General features: G+C 39.1%; 17 protein-coding genes and 3 other annotated features (1 of these 20 only partly in view). Of the genes, 13 read left to right on the top strand and 4 right to left on the bottom strand.

Annotation, left to right across the window (positions count from 1 at the left end; genetic code table 11):
• Positions 1-198, top strand: a binding site (T-box leader) (it extends 29 nt beyond the left edge of the window).
• 84 nt (positions 199-282) lie between these two features.
• From thrS to FN924_RS11855, 6 genes are all read left to right on the top strand, one after another.
• Complete coding sequence (gene thrS / locus FN924_RS11880; RefSeq protein ID WP_143894751.1) at positions 283-2,229, top strand: threonine--tRNA ligase; 1,947 nt, start codon at positions 283-285, stop codon at positions 2,227-2,229.
• Between the two features lie 140 nt (positions 2,230-2,369).
• Positions 2,370-2,490 (top strand) — a sequence feature (ribosomal protein L20 leader region).
• 102 nt (positions 2,491-2,592) lie between these two features.
• Positions 2,593-3,096, top strand: a complete 504-nt coding sequence (gene infC, locus FN924_RS11875; RefSeq protein ID WP_143894748.1) for a translation initiation factor IF-3 — start codon at positions 2,593-2,595, stop codon at positions 3,094-3,096.
• A gap of 116 nt (positions 3,097-3,212) precedes the next feature.
• The gene (gene rpmI, locus FN924_RS11870; RefSeq protein WP_143894746.1) at positions 3,213-3,410 is read left to right on the top strand and encodes a 50S ribosomal protein L35; all 198 of its coding nucleotides are present in this window, start codon (positions 3,213-3,215) and stop codon (positions 3,408-3,410) included.
• A gap of 41 nt (positions 3,411-3,451) precedes the next feature.
• Entirely contained in the window at positions 3,452-3,808 is a 357-nt protein-coding gene (rplT, locus tag FN924_RS11865; RefSeq protein ID WP_143894744.1) for a 50S ribosomal protein L20, read from the top strand.
• A 101-nt stretch (positions 3,809-3,909) separates the two neighbouring features.
• The gene (locus tag FN924_RS11860; RefSeq protein WP_228409434.1) at positions 3,910-4,176 is read left to right on the top strand and encodes a DUF1294 domain-containing protein; all 267 of its coding nucleotides are present in this window, start codon (positions 3,910-3,912) and stop codon (positions 4,174-4,176) included.
• 78 nt (positions 4,177-4,254) lie between these two features.
• Positions 4,255-4,881 carry a TVP38/TMEM64 family protein gene (locus FN924_RS11855; protein WP_143894742.1) on the top strand — a complete coding sequence of 209 codons (627 nt, stop codon included), beginning with the start codon at positions 4,255-4,257 and terminating at the stop codon, positions 4,879-4,881.
• An 11-nt stretch (positions 4,882-4,892) separates the two neighbouring features.
• Here FN924_RS11855 and FN924_RS11850 read toward each other — a convergent pair whose 3' ends face one another.
• Complete coding sequence (locus FN924_RS11850) at positions 4,893-5,285, bottom strand: sigma-w pathway protein ysdB (protein ID WP_143894740.1); 393 nt, start codon at positions 5,283-5,285, stop codon at positions 4,893-4,895.
• Between the two features lie 120 nt (positions 5,286-5,405).
• Between FN924_RS11850 and FN924_RS11845 the strand changes: the two genes are divergently transcribed.
• Positions 5,406-5,894, top strand: coding sequence for a dUTP diphosphatase (locus FN924_RS11845; RefSeq protein ID WP_143894738.1), 489 nt, complete (start codon positions 5,406-5,408; stop codon positions 5,892-5,894).
• Positions 5,895-5,967: 73 nt separating this feature from the next.
• Positions 5,968-7,053 carry a M42 family metallopeptidase gene (locus FN924_RS11840; RefSeq protein ID WP_143894736.1) on the top strand — a complete coding sequence of 362 codons (1,086 nt, stop codon included), beginning with the start codon at positions 5,968-5,970 and terminating at the stop codon, positions 7,051-7,053.
• Between the two features lie 40 nt (positions 7,054-7,093).
• Here the strand turns inward: FN924_RS11840 and FN924_RS11835 are convergent, their stop codons facing one another.
• Positions 7,094-7,741, bottom strand: coding sequence for a lytic transglycosylase domain-containing protein (locus tag FN924_RS11835; RefSeq protein ID WP_143894734.1), 648 nt, complete (start codon positions 7,739-7,741; stop codon positions 7,094-7,096).
• Between the two features lie 142 nt (positions 7,742-7,883).
• Entirely contained in the window at positions 7,884-8,099 is a 216-nt protein-coding gene (gene sspI, locus FN924_RS11830) for a small acid-soluble spore protein SspI (protein WP_143894732.1), read from the bottom strand.
• A 106-nt stretch (positions 8,100-8,205) separates the two neighbouring features.
• On the opposite strand from sspI, the gene FN924_RS11825 reads away from it, so the two are divergent.
• The 3 genes from FN924_RS11825 to pheT all read left to right on the top strand — a co-directional run bounded on the left by FN924_RS11825 (position 8,206) and on the right by pheT (position 12,806).
• Positions 8,206-8,946: a TrmH family RNA methyltransferase gene (locus FN924_RS11825; protein ID WP_143894730.1), complete on the top strand. Its 741-nt coding sequence runs from the start codon at positions 8,206-8,208 to the stop codon at positions 8,944-8,946.
• Between the two features lie 68 nt (positions 8,947-9,014).
• Positions 9,015-9,249: a binding site (T-box leader), on the top strand.
• An 81-nt stretch (positions 9,250-9,330) separates the two neighbouring features.
• Positions 9,331-10,365: a phenylalanine--tRNA ligase subunit alpha gene (gene pheS / locus FN924_RS11820; RefSeq protein ID WP_143894728.1), complete on the top strand. Its 1,035-nt coding sequence runs from the start codon at positions 9,331-9,333 to the stop codon at positions 10,363-10,365.
• Positions 10,366-10,379: 14 nt separating this feature from the next.
• Positions 10,380-12,806, top strand: coding sequence for a phenylalanine--tRNA ligase subunit beta (gene pheT, locus FN924_RS11815; protein ID WP_143894726.1), 2,427 nt, complete (start codon positions 10,380-10,382; stop codon positions 12,804-12,806).
• A gap of 196 nt (positions 12,807-13,002) precedes the next feature.
• Here the strand turns inward: pheT and rnhC are convergent, their stop codons facing one another.
• Positions 13,003-13,929: a ribonuclease HIII gene (gene rnhC, locus FN924_RS11810; RefSeq protein WP_143894724.1), complete on the bottom strand. Its 927-nt coding sequence runs from the start codon at positions 13,927-13,929 to the stop codon at positions 13,003-13,005.
• Positions 13,930-14,173: 244 nt separating this feature from the next.
• Between rnhC and zapA the strand changes: the two genes are divergently transcribed.
• Together zapA and FN924_RS11800 are read left to right on the top strand one after the other, a co-directional pair.
• Positions 14,174-14,434, top strand: coding sequence for a cell division protein ZapA (gene zapA / locus FN924_RS11805; RefSeq protein ID WP_143894723.1), 261 nt, complete (start codon positions 14,174-14,176; stop codon positions 14,432-14,434).
• A gap of 7 nt (positions 14,435-14,441) precedes the next feature.
• On the top strand, positions 14,442-14,999 hold the full coding sequence (locus FN924_RS11800; RefSeq protein ID WP_143894721.1) for a CvpA family protein: 558 nt from the start codon (positions 14,442-14,444) through the stop codon (positions 14,997-14,999).
• Positions 15,000-15,099 lie beyond the last annotated feature (100 nt).

Below are 15,099 nucleotides of genomic sequence, written 5' to 3'. Positions count from 1 at the left end.
AGGTTCGATGTCTCAAGAGAAGGAAGCCTTGGCTGGGAGCTTCCGGCAATCCACTAATGATTACCACCTCTGAACACTGTTGGTGAATACATATTGTTTTAGTAGCTAGCAGCGTTTCATCTGCGTTAAAGATGCTAATAAGCTGTTCTTAATGAACGGGAATTAGGGTGGAACCACGAGTTAATGCTCGTCCCTTTGTTACATTTTGTAGCATGGGACGAGCATTTTTATGTAGGAAGTGGTCATGTCGAATAGAAAGTAAGAATAAGGAGAGTGACAATAATGGCAGAAACTATTTCGATTCAGTTTCCAGATGGAGCGGAGAAGTCCTTTCCAGCAGGAACAACAGGGGAAGAGATTGCAGCATCCATTTCCCCAGGATTAAAAAAACAAGCATTAGCCGTAAAGGTAAATGGCACGCTATTTGATTTAAGACACCCCCTACAAGTAAGTGGCCCAATTGAGATTATTACGTATAAAAACGAAGATGGTATTGAAATTATGCGCCACTCAAGTGCGCACCTTATGGCACAAGCTATTAAACGTTTGTATGGGGATGTTCACTTTGGGGTAGGTCCTGTTATTGAGGATGGCTTCTACTACGATATGGATTTAGAAATTTCTTTAACGCCAGAGGACTTGCCAAAAATTGAAAAAGAAATGCAGAAAATCGTAGATGAGAACTTAGATATTGTACGTAAAGAGATTTCTCGTGAAGAGGCAAAAGCACAATTTGCAAATGATCCATTAAAGCAAGAGCTTATCGATGCGATCCCTGAAGGGGAAACTGTATCGATTTATGAGCAAGGAGAGTTTGCAGACCTTTGTCGCGGAATCCATGTTCCATCTACAAGCAAAATTAAAGTGTTTAAGCTGTTAAGCATTTCTGGAGCTTATTGGCGCGGGGATAGTAACAATCAAATGCTTCAACGTATTTACGGTACAGCTTTTGAGAAGAAAAGTCAGCTTGACGAGTATCTTCGCCTTCGCGAAGAAGCAAAAGAAAGAGATCACCGAAAACTTGGTAAGGAGCTTGAAATCTTCACAGTCTCTCAAAAAGTAGGACAAGGATTGCCATTATGGTTACCAAAAGGCGCAACAATCCGTCGTACGATCGAACGATATATTGTGGATTTAGAAGAAAGACTAGGCTATAATCACGTCTACACACCGGTACTTGGTAATGTAGAGCTTTATAAGACTAGTGGACACTGGGATCATTACAAGGATGATATGTTCCCGACGATGGAAATGGATAATGAAGATCTTGTCTTACGTCCAATGAACTGTCCACACCATATGATGGTGTACAAAAATCAGCTACACAGCTATCGTAACCTTCCAGTGCGTATCGCGGAGCTTGGAACCATGCACCGTCATGAAATGTCTGGAGCACTTGCAGGCTTGCAACGTGTTCGTGCCATGACATTAAATGATGCCCACATCTTTGCAAGACCAGATCAACTAAAAGATGAGTTTATCCGAGTAGTGGAGCTTGTCCAAGCAGTTTACAAAGATTTCGGAATAGATGATTATTACTTCCGTTTATCTTATCGTGATCCTGAGGATAAAGAGAAATATGTGGATAACGATGAAATGTGGGAAAAAGCACAAGCTATGCTGAAAGAAACGATGGAAGACATGAGCCTAGATTATGTGGAAGCTGAAGGAGAAGCGGCTTTTTATGGTCCAAAGCTAGATGTTCAAGTGAAGACAGCACTTGGTAAAGACGAAACATTATCTACCGTGCAACTAGACTTTCACTTACCAGAACGTTTTGAACTTACGTATATTGGAGAAGACGGAAAGGAACATCGTCCAGTTGTAATTCACCGTGGGGTAGTTTCAACTATGGAACGTTTCGTCGCTTTCCTAATTGAAGAATACAAGGGAGCATTCCCAACGTGGCTAGCACCAGTACAAGCAAGAATTATTCCAGTATCAGCAGATGTACACCTTGATTACGCGAAGAAAGTGGAAGAAAAACTTCGTTTCCAAGGGGTACGTGTGGAAGTGGATGAAAGAGATGAAAAAATCGGCTACAAAATTCGAGAAGCTCAAACGCAAAAAATTCCATACGCGCTTGTAGTTGGAGATAAAGAAATTGAAAATGATGCGGTAAATGTTCGAAAATATGGAGAGAAAGATTCTGAAACGATAGAGCTTCAATCGTTTATGACAAGAATAAAAGAAGAAATTGAGCAACGTAAACTATCCAAGAGAAAGTAGAGCTAGGATTCACACCTAATTTTTTCTTGCATACGATAGAGTTGTAAGGTATAATAAACACTAGTTGTCATTCATACGTATCATCTATTGACATGTTGATATAATGATGATATTATTTAACAGGCTAATTAAATATGATCTGAGACAAGTAGAGGCACCCGCTTCTCACCTGATTGACGCTTTTTAGTAGTTGGCAGGTTATACATTCCGATATTAATGGATAAGTGTGGGTGCAGTATGTACTCACACTTTTTTAAATACTATCCGCTCGGTTGAGGTAGTATCTGACGTTTGGAACTTGTCGATGAAGGGTCACATATCTTTTTCAAAATTCCATGGAGGTGGCTGATTATTAGCAAAGATATGAATGTTAATGAGAAGATTCGTGCACGCGAGGTTAGACTCATTGATTCTAATGGAGAACAACTTGGCGTGAAATCTCGTCAAGAAGCACTAGAAATTGCTCAAACGAGAAACTTGGATCTTGTATTAGTTGCTCCTAATGCAAAACCACCGGTATGTCGTATTATGGACTACGGAAAATACCGATTTGAGCAACAAAAGAAAGAAAAAGAAGCCCGTAAGAAACAAAAGATTATTAACGTTAAAGAGGTTCGTTTAAGTCCTGGTATCGAAGAGCATGACTTTAACACGAAACTAAAAAACGCAAGAAAGTTTCTTGAAAAAGGCGATAAAGTAAAAGCATCGATTCGTTTCCGCGGTCGTGCCATTACACACAAAGAGCTAGGCCAAAAGGTACTAGAACGTTTAGCAGAGGAATGTAAAGACATTTCCACTGTAGAACAAAAAGCAAAAATGGAAGGACGTAGCATGTTCTTAATGCTAGCTCCATTTAACGAAAAATAAACAATGGATCCACAATGCAAGTAGCAAGTAGATTTCGATAAAACTTCTCTTCTATTTCGCATGGGATACCTTCTATTTTTCGTACTGCTAAACATTACATTAAGGAGGAACTACTCATGCCAAAAATGAAAACTCATAAAGGTGCAGCAAAACGATTCAAAAGAACAGGCACAGGGAAATTAAAACGTTCCCATGCATATACAAGTCACATGTTCGCGAACAAATCACAAAAGCAAAAACGTAAACTTCGTAAAGGCGCTATCATGTCTGCTGGAGATTACAAACGTACTAAAGTTTTACTACCAAACAAATAAGATTAATTCGAGGATTCGTTTATATATAGGAGGGAATTAATATGCCACGAGTAAAAGGTGGAACTGTAACACGTAAACGTCGTAAACGTATATTAAAGCTTGCTAAAGGATACTACGGTTCTAAACATGCGCTATTTAAAACTGCAAAACAACAAGTAATTAAATCTGGTCAATATGCTTACCGTGACCGTAAACAAAAGAAACGTGATTTCCGTAAACTATGGATCGCACGTATTAACGCAGCTGCTCGTCTAAACGGACTTTCTTACAGCCGTTTAATGTTCGGATTAAAACAAGCTGGTATTGAAGTAAACCGTAAAATGCTTTCTGAGCTTGCAGTAAATGATGAAAAAGCATTTGCACAACTAGCTGAAAAAGCAAAAGCTGCTCTTAACTAAGACAGATAAAGCCATTCCTTTTGGGAATGGCTTTTTTTGAACAATTAAATGTTTCAATCTATATGTAAATTATATGAATTGTTAGGGAGAGGAACCTTATTTTGTACATAATTATTGGATATCTAACGCTTGTCAATGTTCTTACGTTTTCCATGATGGGTTATGACAAAGCACAGGCGCGTAAAGGAGAAAGAAGAACACCGGAGCGTACGATTTGGTTATGGACATGGGTTGGGGGCTCTCTAGGAGGCTTTGTTGGAATGGAGCTGTTTCGACATAAAACCAAACATGCTAGTTTTAAGTATGGTCTCCCTCTATTGGTAATCGTACATGTACTTGTCCTTTATTGGCTGGGAAGTAAACAATAAGTAATTTTTTATCTTAGTGTCATAAAGGCTCGTCTATTGTCATATCTATAAAGGAGACATCTATGAAGGAGGCTAACTATGGAGCTATTAGGTACCTACTTGATGGCCGTTGTTGAGAAGGGTGGGTTATTTGCTCCACTTTTATTCATTAGCTTTCACATCCTTAGACCTTTATTTTTTCTACCCGTCGCATTTATATGTATATCAGGAGGATTACTATTTGGTGCAGTTACAGGTTCCATCCTTTCCGTGATAGGTATAACGTTATCCAGTTATGTCTTTTATTACATGATTCAACGCATGCCGAAAACGTATCAACGTTTAGTGTATATGAAGAGTAAGATAATTGGAGAGCATACAAAGGTCACGACGTTACAAGTTGCTTTGCTAAGACTAATTCCGTTTGTTCATTTTCATCTTTTGTCTCTTTGTTTGCTAGAGATTTCCAGTAATGTAAAGGAGTACATGAGGGCTTCTTTCCTGTCCAACATTCCATTAGCGATCGCATATACGGCATTCGGCCAATGGATGTCCAACCTTTCTCCGGTGATGATGGTTGCGGCATTGTGTGTATTACTCCCGTGCATTTATCTTATCCGACGCAAGGAAATTATCATCAAATGGGAAGAGTTTTTTCCTGAAAAAAAGAAGAAAGAAAGACCTATTCCGTCAGCAAAACAATCTAAAATGCCAGGGTTCTTTTAGAATCCTGGCATTTATTTTTTAATAGCTTCTAACAATTTGTTTATCGGATATTTCCAATCGATTTCTGCATGTGGATAACGAATAAGCAATTCTTCTTCTAGAAAATACAAATCATTTCTTTCTAAGCCTTTTAGGTGCTGCGGATCTTTAACGAATACGCTAATACGGACAACATCAAAAGACTCTTCGGTCGCTCCGATATATTTTTCTCCTTCAAACACAATCCCTTTATACGTCATCAATAGGTTTTTCTTTTCATCTCTCGGATCGTCTACATAATAAAAATGCTTCATTTTTTTAGCTCTTTCTAGTTTGCGAATTGGGCTTGTTACGTACTCGTACGCGGTGTGCACAATGATAGCTAATGCAATAAGGATTAATATTCGGAATAAGATAACAGTCATCTCTCTATCTCCCTACTCATATAGAGTCCTTTTGGTAGTATGCTTTACGGATGAAACCATATATAAGTTTCACTTTTTTTAAAAAGAACATGATATAATCGAAAAAATGGAGGGATATTGATGAATTGGGAAAAACTTTTTGAGATGCAACGAGAATTAGATCATCATATTGAAACGAAGCATGGACTAGATAAGAAGGACTTATTTGAAAGAAAGATTCTTGCTTTGTTTGTGGAAGTAGGAGAATTAGCGAATGAAACGAGATGCTTCAAATTTTGGAGTACAAAGGCTCCTAGTGAACGCGAAGTCATTTTAGAAGAATACGTGGATGGGGTACACTTTATCTTATCGCTTGGATTAAACAAAGGCTTTACCTACCAATCCGATTGGAAACGGAATAAGGATACCTCGGAGCTTACTAGTCTATTTAATCGCGTTTTTGAAGTGATTACTATGTTCAAAAACAGTCCAACTGTGGAGCATTATCGTCTACTGTTTGATTCTTATTTAGATGTTGGTGCCTATCTTGGCTTCGATGAAGAAGCTACCTACCAAGCTTATGTATCTAAAAACGAAATTAATCACTCTCGTCAAAATAATGGATATTAGTATATGTTTTGAGAAAAACTGTAGCAAGCAGTATACTTAATAGGTACGTAACAGAAAGGGAGGTCACATACATATGGTACAGCTTAATGAAAAACTAAAGATGTTAAAAGAATTAACAGACGCTAGAGCTATTCCAGGAAACGAAAAAGAAGCAAGAGATGTGATGAAACGATACATCACTCCGTATTCAGACGAAGTGTACACAGATAATTTAGGAAGTCTGATTGCGAAAAAGGTTGGGAAAGAGGACGGCCCGAAAATCATGGTCGCTGGCCACTTAGATGAAATTGGCTTCATGGTGACTCGAATTGATGATAAAGGATTTCTTTATTTCCAAACGACTGGTGGCTGGTGGAGCCAAGTCATGCTAGCACAACGTGTAACCATTTTAACAAGTAAAGGGGATGTCACTGGTGTTATTGGATCGAAGCCTCCACATATCTTGTCTCCGGAAGCGAGAAAGAAGCCAGTAGATATTAAAGATATGTTCGTAGATATCGGTGCTTCTAGTAAAGAAGAAGCGATGGAGTTCGGTGTGAAACCAGGTGATTCAATCGTTCCTTATTTTGAATTTACACAAATGAAAAATAAAAAGCTTTTATTAGCGAAGGCTTGGGATAATCGCATTGGATTAGCGATTGCCATCGAAGTGCTAAAACGATTAAAAGGCGAAGATCATCCTAACGTTGTTTACGGTGTAGGAACGGTTCAAGAAGAGGTAGGGACTCGTGGAGCTAAAACATCTGCACAAGCCATTCAACCAGATATCGGCTTTGCTGTCGATGTAGGAATTGCAGGAGATACGCCTGGTATTTCGGATAAAGATGCAGACAGCAAGCTAGGAGATGGCCCACAGATCGTCTTGTACGATGCTACAATGATCTCTCATAAAGGCTTACGTGATTATGTGATTGATACAGCAGACCAACACAACATTTCGTATCAATATACGTCTCTGCCAGGTGGTGGAACGGATTCAGGTCCAATTCATTTAACTGCAAATGGGGTTCCAGCACTATCTATTACGATTGCTACACGTTACATTCATACCCATGCTTCTATTTTGCATGAGGATGATTTTGAAAATACAGTGAAGCTTTTAGTAGAAGTAATAAAAGGATTAGATAAGGACAAAGTAAAAGAAATAACGTTCGGATAAACGAAGAAGAACGTGAGAAATCCTCTCACGTTCTTCTTTATTATACAAGTGCACTCGAACCAAGCACTTTTTTCACGTAATTTTGTGTTTCCACGAATGGTGGAATTCCGTTATATTTATCAACATTACCAGGTCCCGCGTTGTAAGCAGCAACTGCTAATGTGGTGTTTCCATTATATTTATCTAACATTTGTCTTATATATTTCGTACCACCCATGATATTTTCTTCGGGATCAAAGGGGTTATTCACTCCGAGCCCTCTCGCAGTTGCAGGCATTAGCTGCATCAGTCCTTGAGCACCAGCGTGACTCACGGCATTAGCATTAAAATTAGATTCGGTTTTAATCACAGATTTTATTAGCTCTTTATCGACTCCGTATTTTTCTGCAGCCTTATCAATAATAGCTTCTAGATCCTTAGGAGCAGAAACAGATTGGAATTGAAGTTGTTGCATCATTGGCTGCAGGGAAGAGAATGAATAAACCGGAAAGCTGCTCGCTTCACGAAATAAGCTATTCGTAGAAGAACTGCCTGTGTAAGATGAGGACAACTGAGATAGCTGCATTTGTAGCATTTTTTGAAAAGCACTTTCAAACGAAGCAGAACTCGAAGATGTAGAGCTGCTAGACGGGTTCAATAGTGACATGGCTTGTAGTTGGATTAAACTTTGCATCGATTTAACGTCCATTTCATATCCCCAATTCGGTCATAGATTATCTCTTTCATTTTAGTCTACCTTTATTCGTTTAGCAATAGCTAAATATTGATAAATCTATCTAGAAAAGGGCAAATGAAAGAGAAGCACGTGACGTGCTTCTCCAACTCTCGTTCTAATGTGTTTGTTTAACGCCTTGAACGAGGGCTTCTAACATTTCTTGGCGATCTTGTTCATTGGATTGTTGCCAAATTAGCTCGAACAACACGCCTAACCCTGGAAGCATTTTTTCTTCACCACTTTGGATAGCATCTACAATTGTTGCTTCCATTTGTTGTTCGTTGTTATCCGAAATGTTTGCTAGAATCGCTTTTCTCAAATTTAAATCCATGGTTCCACCTCTTTATTTAAGTTATAAGCCTAGTTTGACCTCCATGAAATAAAATATGTATGATAAGGAAAGAATAAAAGAAGAATATGCGAGGATGAAGTGGACATTGATTACATCAATTCAAAATACGAAAGTAAAGCAATGGAGTAAAATGAAAAAGAAAAAGGAACGAACGGAAACAGGTATGTTTCTTGTAGAAGGCTTTCATTTAGTACAAGAAGCTGTTCAAAGTGAATGGACTGTCGAAGAAATCATTGTCCAGGATGGAGTCGAAATCCCAAACTGGGCAAGGGTCTATCAAATACACGATGTGACCGACAATGTCTTTCAGCATATTGCAGATACGAAAACTCCGCAAGGAATCGCTGCTGTGGTTCATCAGAGGCAAGCTAACCAACTGAACGGAAACAAGCTTTTACTCATGGACGCGGTTCAGGACCCTGGCAATCTTGGAACAATCATTCGCACAGCAGATGCTGCTGGCTTTGACGGAATAGTCCTAGGGGAAGGGACTGTCGATTTGTTTAATGATAAAGTAGTTCGAGCTACTCAAGGTTCGATATTTCATGTACCAATCGTTCAACAAGACTTGCCAACTAAGATTAAAGAGCTTCAAGAAGCGGGATATCAAGTATGGGCATCGACGTTAGAAGAATCTGTTACCTATACAGAGCTACAACCACCAAAGAGGATCGCTTTAATTGTTGGAAACGAAGGGGCTGGAATTTCTTCTACCATTGTAGAGTTAGCAGATGAAAAAGTGAGAATTCCTATTTATGGACAAGCGGAGTCATTAAATGTTAGTGTCGCGACGGGTGTTTTACTGTACTATTTAGCTACACGGTAAAGATTTTAGGAAAATGTTTGCAACAACTGACAAGTTTTCATATAATATGTGGTAATTACTAATTTTCATAAAAAGCGTTGAAGGATTACAGTATATAATTGCTATCTTCGATTAAAGGGATGAAATACCATAGACTGAAAGTATTTCAATCGATGCAATTGTAGAATTTCACTCTGGAGCTGACATTTGGACCTTGCTTATGCAAGTAAAGGTGTTCCGGTTTTCCCAACCGTTATCAAAACTCAAGTGGGCATACACGTATGCCAACAAGGGTGGTACCGCGATTATAATCTCGTCCCTTTTTATAGGGAGGAGATTTTTTTATGTTCTTTACTAGCAATCCCGGTATAACAAAAATGCTTGAAAAGATGAGGAGGTTCCCATATGAAGGAACGGTTAGAAGAGCTAAAAGTTGAAGCTCTAGAAAAAGTATCCAGTAGTAATACGCTGAAGGATCTTCAAGACATCCGTGTAGCGTACCTTGGAAAGAAAGGTCCCATTACGGAAGTATTAAGAGGAATGGGGAAGTTATCACAAGAAGAACGACCTGTTATTGGTGAGCTAGCAAACAAAGTACGAGAAGCGATTTCCGATGCACTTGATGAAAAGAAAGAAAAGCTAGAAGCGGAAGAACTGGAAAAAAAACTAGCGGAGGAAAGTCTTGATGTCACACTCCCAGGAAGACCAGTGCAAGTTGGTGGACCGCACTTGCTTACGAGCATAGTGGAAGAGATTGAAGACTTATTTATCGGAATGGGCTTTGAAATTAAAGAAGGCCCTGAAGTAGAAACCGATTACTATAATTTCGAAGCATTGAATTTGCCAAAAGGACACCCAGCACGAGATATGCAGGATTCCTTTTACATTACAGAGGAACTATTACTTCGCACACATACTTCTCCTGTTCAAGCTCGTACGATGGGGGAATATGAAGGATCCAAGCCTGTAAAAATGATTTGTCCAGGAAAAGTGTACCGAAGAGATACAGACGATGCGACGCACTCGCACCAGTTTACTCAAATCGAAGGACTTTATGTGGACAAAAACGTCCGTATGAGTGATCTAAAGGGTGTCCTAAATCGCTTTGCTAAGCATATGTTTGGAGAAGATCGTGAAATCCGTTTGCGCCCAAGCTTTTTCCCGTTTACAGAGCCGTCTGTAGAAATGGACATTTCCTGTAAGGTTTGTAACGGGAAAGGCTGCTCCGTATGTAAAGGAACGGGTTGGATTGAAATCCTAGGTGGTGGAATGGTGCATCCACGTGTACTAGAAATGGCTGGTTATGATCCAAAGGTGTACAACGGTTTCGCTTTCGGGATGGGACCAGAGCGTATCGCCATGTTGAAATACGGGGTCGATGATATTCGTCATTTCTATATGAACGATGTTCGATTTTTAAAACAATATCATAAGGTGTAAAAGGAGGGGAAAGCATGTTTGTTTCCTTGAATTGGTTGAAAAATTATGTAGATATAGACGGCATTTCACCAGATGAATTAGCAGAAAAGATTACAAAGTCTGGAATCGAAGTAGAAGGTATTGAGTATGTTGCGGAGAAAAGCACCAATGTCGTAATCGGCTATGTAGAATCATGTGAAAAGCATCCAAATGCGGATAAGCTAAACCTTTGCCAGGTAAATGTAGGGAATGAAGTATTACAAATCGTTTGTGGAGCTCCTAACGTGGCCCATGGACAAAAGGTTGCAGTTGCTAAACCAGGAGCTGTATTACCAGGAAACTTCAAAATTAAAAAAGCGAAGCTCCGAGGCGTGGAATCTAATGGAATGATTTGTTCCTTGCAAGAGCTCGGAGTCGACGAAAAATTTGTACCAAAAGACATAGCAGATGGGATTTTTGTCTTCCCGGATCATGTTGAAGTTGGGGCAGATGCGACAAAAGAACTTAATTTAAATGATGCGATTTTAGAATTAGGACTTACACCAAACCGTTCCGATGCTTTAAGCATGCTAGGGGTAGCATATGAGGTAGCGGCGATTCTGGATTTACCGATTAAACTACCAGACGTAGAGGTGAATCCATCTGATGGGAAAGCAAGTGATAAGGTATCTGTCCTAGTGGAAGCTCAAGATTTAAATCCTTATTATGGAGCGTTTGTTATTGAAAATATTGAAGTTGGTCCATCCCCATTATGGATGAAAAATTATTTGATTGCGGCAGGGATTCGACCAATCAATAATGTAGTCGATATTACAAACTATGTTTTACTAGAGTATGGCCAACCGTTACATGCATTTGATTACGACCAATTTGGTTCTAATGAAGTGGTAGTACGACGAGCAAAGGATGGAGAAGTCATCCAAACGTTAGATGAACAAGAAAGAAAATTATCAACTGATCATTTAGTGATTACAAATGGAAAAGATCCAGTAGCACTAGCCGGTGTAATGGGTGGAGCGAATTCAGAAGTTTCGGATCAAACGAAAACCGTTTTACTAGAGGCAGCCTATTTTAGTCCAGCTGCGGTTCGTACCTCGTCTAAAGACCATGGTCTTCGTAGTGAATCTAGTGCCCGATTTGAAAAAGGAGTCGATCCGAACCGTGTTCAATTAGCTGGACTTCGAGCGTGTCAATTACTCAGCCAATATGCAAACGGAACCGTTTTAAGCGGGGTTGTCGAGCATGACCAATTGGGTAAACAGGAAAAAACGGTGAAAATGAATGTATCCAAAGTGAATGATCGCCTTGGAACAACGATCTCGAATGAGGAAGCGGCAGATATATTACGTAAGCTCCGGTTTGAATTCCAAGCGGATGGAGAGAATTTCACCGTATCTATTCCTACTCGTAGGCAAGACATTACGATTTTTGAGGACATGGTGGAAGAAATCGCTCGGATTTATGGCTATGATCGTTTGCCTTATACGTTGCCACAAGGTGCTTCTCAAGCAGGTGGTTTAACGAACTATCAGCTTCTAAAACGAGAAGTGAAGAGATTTTTGGAAGGGGTCGGGTTGTCTGAAACGATCACATACTCTTTAACTAGCGATGAAAGAGCCAACATGCTAGTAAGTCCAGAAATTAAAGAAGTTTCTGTTCGACCTGTTCGCCTAGCGATGCCTATGAGTGAAGACCATAGTACACTGCGATTAAGTATTCTTCCAGAGCTATTGGCTTCCCTTGGCTACAATGTAGCGAGAAAGCAACAAAACCTAGCTTATTATGAAGTAGGCACGGTCTTTGCTTCACAGGAAGAAGAAACAACAAAGCAGCCGGATGAACGCTTACGTGTAGCTGGAGCTTTAACGGGAACATGGTTAGAACAGCCATGGCAGCAAGAGAGAAAAGAAGTAGATTTTTATTTGGTTAAAGGAATTGTAGAAGGGTTGCTTTCTAAGCTTTCCGTAACCGCTCATGTTGTACAAACAAAATTGGACGGCTTGCACCCAGGTCGAACCGCACAGCTTTTTGTTGGGGAAACGTCTATTGGCTTTATTGGTCAACTACACCCCACTCTTCAAAAAGCGTTTGGTTTAAAAGATACGTATGTGTTTGATTTAGACCTTGAATTCTTATTCCGTGTTCATGAGGATGAACCAAGCTTTGAGAAAATTCCGCGCTTCCCATCTGTCTCTAGAGATATTGCGCTTGTCGTGGAGGAAAATATTCAAGCTGGTAAAGTTCAAGCGACGATTGAAGAAGTAGGAGGACCACTCCTTCAAGACGTGCAAGTCTTTGATGTGTATCAAGGGGAGCATCTAGCAAAAGGTAAAAAATCCATTGCGTTTAATCTCCTTTATCTTGACCCAGAAAGAACGCTTACCGATGAGGAAGTAGAGGAATCGTATCAAGCGATTCTTGAAGCGGTTAAAGATAAACATCAAGCAGAATTACGAGGGTAAATTAACAAAAGATCCGAACTATAATTCGATAATTGATTCGAATTTAGTTCGGATTTTTTGATTATTTATTACCAGAACCGCTGATATCCCATTGTTAATCGCTGATAAAAAATTGTTCGCTGATATACTGAAAAAAACGCTGATCATGTTTTAGTACAGTTTCTATTCAAAGTATAGGTTTGAACGAAATAAACATTTAGTACTTCATCGCCTTTTGTGTATTCGCAAAATGCATTTTAGCGTATCTCGCTAGTTCTTGTTTTCCATGCTTCTTCAATATTGTGGCTGCGACTTGATCCACTTTTTTTGAAGCACCTTTTGGTAAGGAGATACCTAATTGGTCGGACAATTTATCCATTTCTTTAACAAAGCTAGCTCTTGCAATAATGGAGCCAGCTGCAACTGCGATTGAGAAACTCTCCGCTTTCGTCATGAAATACACCTTCTCTTGAAGCTTCTCTTTTTCTGAGCGTAAATGATTTTGATAAAAATGTGGCTCCGAAAATTGGTCAATTAAGATGCCCTTTGGCTGTTCAGGTGCAATCTTCTTTAACAGCTTATTAATAGCGGTATGATGCAGCATTGTTTTCATTTTACCTTGGGACCATCCGTTTAATTGGACTTGATTATATTTTTCATTATGTAAAATAACTAAGGAATAAGGTAATTTCATACGGACAAGGTCCTTAGCAATCACGGTGATTTTTTCATCATTCAAATTTTTGGAATCCTGAACGCCGAGCTCTTTAAGAAGCGGAATTTGTTCTTTTGTAACGTACGCCGCCGCGACCGTAATCGGGCCAAAATAATCTCCCGTTCCTGCTTCGTCTGATCCGATATGGGAAGAGGTGAATAACGAACTCGGTGGTGCATAATCATGTGTAGGCTTTTTAGAGGTTGTTGCCGATTTTGCTCCTACATCTGGTGTCCCCCATTTTGCTGCTTCTTCCTCCGCCGCTTTTCCTTGAAACAATACTTTGCCAGATTTATAAGCCGTAATGGAACTATTTCCTGTTTTAGCAGCGAATATCGCCCCTGTAGGTGCTTCTTTTAAGTTGGATTGGTAATGGGCTTCTAGCTCCTTTATTTTTTCTGCCGATAACTTTAACACAACGTGTGACATCTAATCTCTCCATTTCGTAAGGTAGCATTATTATAACAAAGAATATTCCTGCTAGAATAGTTTCCTAAATGATAGTCTTCATGTTAATATAAATGATAGGGTTTTATACGAAAGTAGGAAAATAATGGAGAAAAATGGGGAATTAGCGATAAGAAATAAAGGTCGCTAGTATGATTTTTCTTCTTTTATCCTACGATTTACATAAACGTGTTGTTAGTTTTCATAGAAATGAGGGGGAATCCTAATGTCCCAGTCAGATAAAACTCGTACTACTGTTGATATACATAACCGTTCTTATACCATTGTTGGGGAGGAGCCTGCCCATCATGTTCGTATGGTTGCAAGTCTAGTAGATCAAAAAATGCGTGAAATTCATGCAGCCAACAATAAATTAGATACAACTAGTTTAGCAGTTTTAACTGCTGTTAATACCATGAATGATTATTTAAAGTTGAAAGAGGACTATGCCGAACTTCTAGGTTCAATAAAAAAGAAAGAGGAATAGAAATCTAATGATGGATATATTGCTTTTGGGAATACTTATATTAGGAATTTTTGTAGGGTTGAGGAGAGGCTTTATTCTTCAGCTTTTACACGTATTGGGATTTATCATTTCATTTATTATCGCTGTTTTGTATTATGATGAGCTATCGCCAAAGCTAACTTTATGGATTCCTTATCCGGAATTACCTACTGATTCTACATGGGCAATTTTTTTGGACTCATTACCGCTAGAAAACGCCTTTTATAATGCAGTATCGTTTGCGATTTTGTTTTTTGGATCAAAAATCGTTCTTCAAATTGTAGCAAATATGTTAGACTTTGTCGCATCTTTACCAATATTAAATACATTAAATGGATGGTTAGGTGCTGTACTCGGTTTTATAGAAACGTATGTGCTATTATTTGTCCTGCTCTATATTGCAGCGCTTGTACCAATTGATTTTGTCCAAAAATCCATTGCTGACTCTGGGATAGCTACGTTTATGATTGAACACACCCCGATTCTTTCCAAGCAAATTGAAACACTTTGGTTTGAGCATGTAGCTGGTATGTTTTCAACTAAATAAGTAGGGTGGAGCGTATGTAATCAACCCTGTTTAACCCTTGCAGAACGTTATATGCAAGGGTTTTTATTGGAAGGAATGAAGTGTAAGTGAGGAGGAATAC

This window comes from Radiobacillus deserti (assembly GCF_007301515.1).
Lineage (GTDB): Bacteria > Bacillota > Bacilli > Bacillales > Amphibacillaceae > Radiobacillus > Radiobacillus deserti.
This window is presented reverse-complemented; position numbering and strand designations above follow the sequence as displayed.

Excerpts from the sequence above, each read along its gene's own strand:
- FN924_RS11840 (WP_143894736.1), top strand. The coding sequence starts at position 5,968 with ATGGTACAGCTTAATGAAAAACTAAAGATGTTAAAAGAATTAACAGAC.
- FN924_RS11845 (WP_143894738.1), top strand. The coding sequence starts at position 5,406 with ATGAATTGGGAAAAACTTTTTGAGATGCAACGAGAATTAGATCATCAT.
- infC (WP_143894748.1), top strand. The coding sequence starts at position 2,593 with ATGAATGTTAATGAGAAGATTCGTGCACGCGAGGTTAGACTCATTGAT.
- FN924_RS11850 (WP_143894740.1), bottom strand. The coding sequence starts at position 5,285 with ATGACTGTTATCTTATTCCGAATATTAATCCTTATTGCATTAGCTATC.
- FN924_RS11855 (WP_143894742.1), top strand. The coding sequence starts at position 4,255 with ATGGAGCTATTAGGTACCTACTTGATGGCCGTTGTTGAGAAGGGTGGG.
- zapA (WP_143894723.1), top strand. The coding sequence starts at position 14,174 with ATGTCCCAGTCAGATAAAACTCGTACTACTGTTGATATACATAACCGT.
- sspI (WP_143894732.1), bottom strand. The coding sequence starts at position 8,099 with ATGGATTTAAATTTGAGAAAAGCGATTCTAGCAAACATTTCGGATAAC.
- rnhC (WP_143894724.1), bottom strand. The coding sequence starts at position 13,929 with ATGTCACACGTTGTGTTAAAGTTATCGGCAGAAAAAATAAAGGAGCTA.
- pheS (WP_143894728.1), top strand. The coding sequence starts at position 9,331 with ATGAAGGAACGGTTAGAAGAGCTAAAAGTTGAAGCTCTAGAAAAAGTA.
- FN924_RS11835 (WP_143894734.1), bottom strand. The coding sequence starts at position 7,741 with ATGGACGTTAAATCGATGCAAAGTTTAATCCAACTACAAGCCATGTCA.
- rplT (WP_143894744.1), top strand. The coding sequence starts at position 3,452 with ATGCCACGAGTAAAAGGTGGAACTGTAACACGTAAACGTCGTAAACGT.
- pheT (WP_143894726.1), top strand. The coding sequence starts at position 10,380 with ATGTTTGTTTCCTTGAATTGGTTGAAAAATTATGTAGATATAGACGGC.
- thrS (WP_143894751.1), top strand. The coding sequence starts at position 283 with ATGGCAGAAACTATTTCGATTCAGTTTCCAGATGGAGCGGAGAAGTCC.
- rpmI (WP_143894746.1), top strand. The coding sequence starts at position 3,213 with ATGCCAAAAATGAAAACTCATAAAGGTGCAGCAAAACGATTCAAAAGA.
- FN924_RS11800 (WP_143894721.1), top strand. The coding sequence starts at position 14,442 with ATGATGGATATATTGCTTTTGGGAATACTTATATTAGGAATTTTTGTA.